3 protein-coding genes are annotated in these 5,683 nt (G+C 38.6%); 1 reads left to right on the top strand and 2 read right to left on the bottom strand.

Annotation, left to right across the window (positions count from 1 at the left end):
* Together HYU69_15170 and HYU69_15175 are read right to left on the bottom strand one after the other, a co-directional pair.
* The coding region (locus tag HYU69_15170; GenBank protein MBI2271682.1) for a hypothetical protein at window positions 1-1,065 on the bottom strand (1,065 nt) is incomplete at its 3' end.
* 36 nt (window positions 1,066-1,101) lie between these two features.
* The gene (locus HYU69_15175; GenBank protein ID MBI2271683.1) at window positions 1,102-3,774 is read right to left on the bottom strand and encodes a PKD domain-containing protein; all 2,673 of its coding nucleotides are present in this window, start codon (window positions 3,772-3,774) and stop codon (window positions 1,102-1,104) included.
* 255 nt (window positions 3,775-4,029) lie between these two features.
* Here HYU69_15175 and HYU69_15180 point away from each other — a divergent pair, with 255 nt between their 5' ends.
* Window positions 4,030-5,595, top strand: coding sequence for a hypothetical protein (locus tag HYU69_15180; GenBank protein MBI2271684.1), 1,566 nt, complete (start codon window positions 4,030-4,032; stop codon window positions 5,593-5,595).
* Window positions 5,596-5,683 lie beyond the last annotated feature (88 nt).

Raw genomic sequence — 5,683 nt, forward strand, 5'->3', positions numbered from 1 at the left:
GAGGTTAAACCCCGTAATTATCACATTGCCTGTATTGTCTGTGGCAATGCCGGAGTTATAGTCAGCCTGATTTCCCCCGTAATAGGTGGCCCAGGGGTCAATCACTAAAGGAAATTCCCGGTTCCAGGTTCCAAGTTCAAAGGCTACAAGGGCTTCACTTTCACGCCTCTCTTGTTTCATTTGTACGCCAGAGGCGGGCATCTTTTCCAATCGAAGCAGGGAAGTGGGAGATTCCTTTTTAGCGAGCGGGAGTAATTTATATTTTGCTTTTACATCAACAGATTTTCCATTTATTACCTGATATACTTTTGGTATGGACTCATAAAATTCGTTTACGCTGGTTTTAATTACTAAATTACCTTCGCTGTTAATGTGTATGCTTTCGGCTCCTTGCCAATGAAGTTTTATTTGATTAGGATCGGCATGGGGTTGTATGATGAAATCGTATTTAATACTGTTTTTTTTGCTGCCGCAATAATTTATATCAATGTTGTTGTAAATGTTTTTGTAGGTTACTTTATTGCATTGCTTTACGTTGGTTATTCCATTTGGACAATGGCCGTAATAAAAATTCTGATAACCATCCAGTTCATCTTCGTTTGTTATATGTATGTTTTTGTTACAGCCTGCAAAGTCCATATCTACACGATGTACTTTAATGCTTTCCTTTTGTAATAGTTCATCTTTCTTTTTCTGCCTGTCGGCTTCGCCTATTGTTCCTGCATTAATTAAATTTTCAACTTGTTCGCCAACCTTCTGCATTACTTCACCTATGTTGTTGTACACATAACTTATACCTGTTTTACGCAGGTAAATATCTGCATCTGCTCCATCGCCTTCACCTTTGTATAATACATTTAGGCAGGGCTTACCGTTCATGTCGGCTATCTGGCCTTTGTTAGGGGTAAAGCGCATGCCATTGCCAGGCAGGGGGGGGCGGATCTGGAGTTTTTCTTGTTTAATACTGTGCCGGGCATGGCTAAACTGCATGGATAATACAGCTAAAACAAAAAATAATAGTTTTTTTGTCCTGTTGGTTTGATTTATATGGTCGTATTTTATCAAGTTAGATTTATTATTTATCGTAACAAAATTATAAAATTAAGGTGTATTCAGGTTAACGTTTATACTACACCCGTTTTTATCTGTAATATTTATTGTGTATGTTCCGGGGCAAAGATGATTCTTATACCTGCTTACATATCCATCCGGCCATAAAAAGGCATATGGTGCGGTACCACCTGAAGCAGTTACTATAATCCATTCTTTACATCCGCAACCGGGGCAGTTAGCTATGCCTTTGGTAAATTGGGCTGTTAAGGGCGAAGGCGAAGAAATTGTTGCCGAAGAAGTGGTCGTACAGCCTTTAGCGTCGGTTACGGTCACTGTATAATTGCCCGGGCCTATGCCTGTCACCGTTTGTGTGGTTTTACCATTGCTCCATAAATAGGAATACCCTGCTGTTCCTCCCGATGGCGTTGCTGAAACAGATCCATTTGAATTCCCACAGCCTGGCTGTGTGATGGCAGTTGTAACAGAAAGATCAGGACTTACAGTTATGGTCTTTACAATACTGTCACTTTTATAACATTTTTTAGAGATCACCAGTTTTACCTGGTAGGTTCCTCCGGCTAAATAAGTGTGGGGAGGAAATTGCAGTGTTTTAAATGTGCCCGTTGTCCCATCTCCGTAATACCATTTAGTGGTAATACTGTCGGGCATAAAACTGCAGGAGGAATTTGAAAAAGTTACCTGTTTTGAACAAGGGTTAATTGTTGCCTGGAAATCAGCTTTCAGGGGAATAGTATCAAGAGGAGAAAGTGGAACAATATTTTGCAGGCCATATCGCGATTGTCGTCCTGACAGGGAAAAGCTATTCACTGTTACATTGCATCCCGGACCAACAATGTCAGGATTGTTAATCACTGTAAGCGATGTTCCTCCGCTATTTGCCAGGTATATTTTTTTATCCGGTCCCAGATAACTTCCCCACATATTTGCTCCTGCAAGAGTTGTTCGATAAAGGGAAGTGGAAATATTTGCTGCATTTAAATCCCATTGATAAAAGGTAGAAGAGAATGGGGCATAAAGTACCGAACTGTTAGGGGAGAAGGCTATGCCATAAAAATTTTCATAGCCAAAACCCATGAAATATGTAATTATTTTTTCATTACTGAGTAAGCCCGTATTTTTATCAAAATCGAAAAGGCGGATCTTATTCGTACCGCCTGTTTGATATTGTGAAACTGCATATTTGCTTCCATCGGGTGATATGCAACTGTAACCGGCTCCGTTGTAGTTGTCGGAAGGAGCAACAGATGTTATAGGCGGATTAATGCCCGTGCTTGTAATTAAAAATGCTTTGAATGTATCTCTGCAGGAAGGAATAACAACCCAATATTCGGCAGGGTTCAAGCAATCTCCTTTGTATTTGACTGTTCCCGTTAAAGCTTCATGCGCTACAATATTCATTGAAAAATTATCATATGTACATGGTCCGATAAAAAAAACATTGTTCTTACTGATCACATCTCCTTTTCCCGCATTTAGGGTCATGTCAACAATTGAATAGTAATATCCCTTGTTTATGTCAGTTGTTCCGTTTGCCGTAATGATGTAATATTTATTCCTGTTCCCGGGAAATGGAACAATCAGTGAAGATTGAGTTGTTGATATTCCTCCGAATAATCCCGTGCCGTTTGGCATAACGGTATGTGTATTATCCCAGACTTTTATTCCATTTGTGTAAAATAATAAATTCCCGGTATTCGCATCGCTTATGGTTGCGCATCCTTCCATGGCTGTCTGAGCACCGGTAGTAAGAGGAGCCGGTATTGCAGTATTAAAATTTATTCCTCCGGCATCAAAGGTCGGATTGGCCGAACTGTTACCGCCTCCGAAATACCACCTGTAATTGGATTTCGAAACTTTACCTATACTGCCTCCGCAGACCGTAAGCGGCATTTTTCTGACAAAGTAGCATCCGTTACTTCCTGTTCCGGATAATGTTATAACATATTGGCCCGGCTCAGGATATGTATGGGAAGGGTTTTGTGCAATGGATGTAGTGCCATCGCCAAAATCCCAAAGCCAGCTGTTTGAATTGCCCGTGGCGGTAAAAGAAATTGTATTGCATGGACATCCGGGATTTGCGATCATACTTGTAATAAGGGAAGAATCAACAGAAATGGTTATTGAATCAGTATATATGATGGGATCGCAAAATAAACCTAGAGGCATATATTGGGGTTTTGATATCAGCCTGATAATATATTCTCCGGGAGAATAATAGGTGTGTACCGGATCCTTAACTGTATCGGTTATTCCGTCTCCGAAATCCCAATCATACACATAAGGCGGAGTTCCTCCGGTTGTGGTATTCGTAAAATTTACCGTAACGCCGTTCTTTTTTGCACATGTTGTAAGGTAGTTGGTTGTGAATTTCGATAAGGGCATTTGCAGGATATAAATTTGCGTTGTAGCGGTATCAGACATTGCCCCTTCATAGGCAATAAGTTTTATAACGGATGTTGAACTAAACGTGTGACAAATAAAGTTTGGATTTACGGTATACTTCTCTTTTGCACTTCCGTCTCCCCAATCTATTACCATGCTGTCGGTAAATGCAGTCGCCCAGGTACTGAAGCAGGCATTTTTGCCAGCACATGTTGTATCTGGCGGCCAGCCCGAATAAGATATAGAAGCTGTTGGGGTAGCCAGAGAAGAGGCGGCACTTAAACAAAAAATATACAGGACGAATAGGGTACGCTTCATAAACTCTAATTCAAATCGGAACCTTTTCTTTTCAAAATATACGATCATTGCATAAGTGCAATAAGCAATTCTGTGTAAAATGTTATGCAACCCAATTAACTTACATCCAGATCCCTGGTCAGGGAAGTAAATATACGGTAATCATTTATCTAATGAGGTATAATTATAGTTAAATATTGGAAATCAAAATTTATAAATTGTGCTGTTTAATTATTAAATTGAATAATTTTATAACTTTATATTGGGAATCAAATTATGGTATCTGAACAATTATTTGACTTAATAGATTCATTAACTCCTGCGGAAAAGAGGTATTTCAAAGTATTTGCTTACAAGCACACGAGGGGAGATAAAAATAACTATGTGAGATTATTTGAAGCAATTGAAGCCCAGGAAAAGTACGACGAAAAGCAGATCAAAGACAAATTTAAGGGTGAGACATTTATCAAACATCTTCCTTCTGAAAAGAACTACTTGTATAACCTGATCCTGGATACCTTGTACTATTATCATCGCGATTCTACTGCTGAATTTTCGCTCAACAAATTGCTTCATAATGTTTCTGTGCTTTATCAAAAGGGTTTATACGGTCAGTGCAGGAAATTATTGATTAAGATCAGGACCTTGTCTCGCCGAATGAATTTGCCTGTTTACATGCACCAGGCACTTGCCTGGGAGAAAAAGATAATGCTCGTGAATTCTTTTGTTGGAGTAACTGAGCAAAAGTTATCGGATGTTTTCGCGGAAGGGAATGCCGCGATCAGGAATATCAGTGATCATACGGAGTATATCAATTTACAGGCAAGACTTTTATTTTTCATTAACCGGCGGGGTGAGATTAGAAGCAAGGTTCATCATAAGTATTATTCATCAGTGATCAATAGCCGCCTGTTGCAAAATGAAAGTAAAATAGCTGATCGCGCTTCTTTGTATATATTTTATAATATCCACTATATATATAATTTTTATGCAAAGGCTGACCTGGTTACTGCGTATAATTACGTGCAAAAAAGTTTAAAACTAATGGAAGATGATGTTGAGCAGATAAAGGACAATCCTAACACTTACATTGTATTGTTAAATAACCTTGTAGTTTCCTGTATACCTATTAAAAGATACGACGAGGTAAATCATGCCTTAAAAAAAATGCGAAATATAGAACATGATCTGGCGATCAGATTGAGTGAAGAAATCAAGCCAAGAATTTTTGTCCGTTCATATATCCTGGAGGTGGATATGTACATCAATTCAGGGTCTTTTGAGAAATCGGGGGAAATTATAAATGATATTGAAAATGGAATGAAGCTTTATGCAGGAAAGATGGATAAGGCCAGTGAGCGCATTTTGAGATATAATGTGGCATACCTGTTTTTTGGATATGGGAATTATAAACGGACGATAGAGTGGATAAGTATGATCCTGAATGATGCTGATATGGAAACAAAGCAGGATATTATTTCTTTTGCCCGGATATTACAGATAATTTCCCATTATGAAATGGAGAATATTGACATATTGCCTTATCTTTTTAAGATCAACTCTAATTATTCTAAAAAGGGGAAAGTGGTTTATAAATCAGAAGCCATTATCCTTGATTGTATAGCTAAAGCCGGTAAAGCTTCTTCATCGGAAGGTCGAAGTAAAGTTTTCAGGCATACGAAAAAAAAATTCATGCAAATTGTCAATGACCCGTATGAAAAGAAGGCATTCAGGTATTTTGATTTTATTTCCTGGCTCGAAAGCAAAATAGAAAACAAGACCTTTGCTGAGATCGTAAGAAACAAAGCGCGGCAGGTGACACTTGATCAGGGAAGAGAATAATTTTTTTGTTTGGGCTCAGCTTTTTTATTTTGTATGATGACCGATCTTGTATAGGCATTCTCTATTTTTACGGTGTTTTCGATACGTA

The organism is Bacteroidota bacterium (assembly GCA_016183775.1).
Classification (GTDB): Bacteria; Bacteroidota; Bacteroidia; order JABDFU01; family JABDFU01; genus JABDFU01.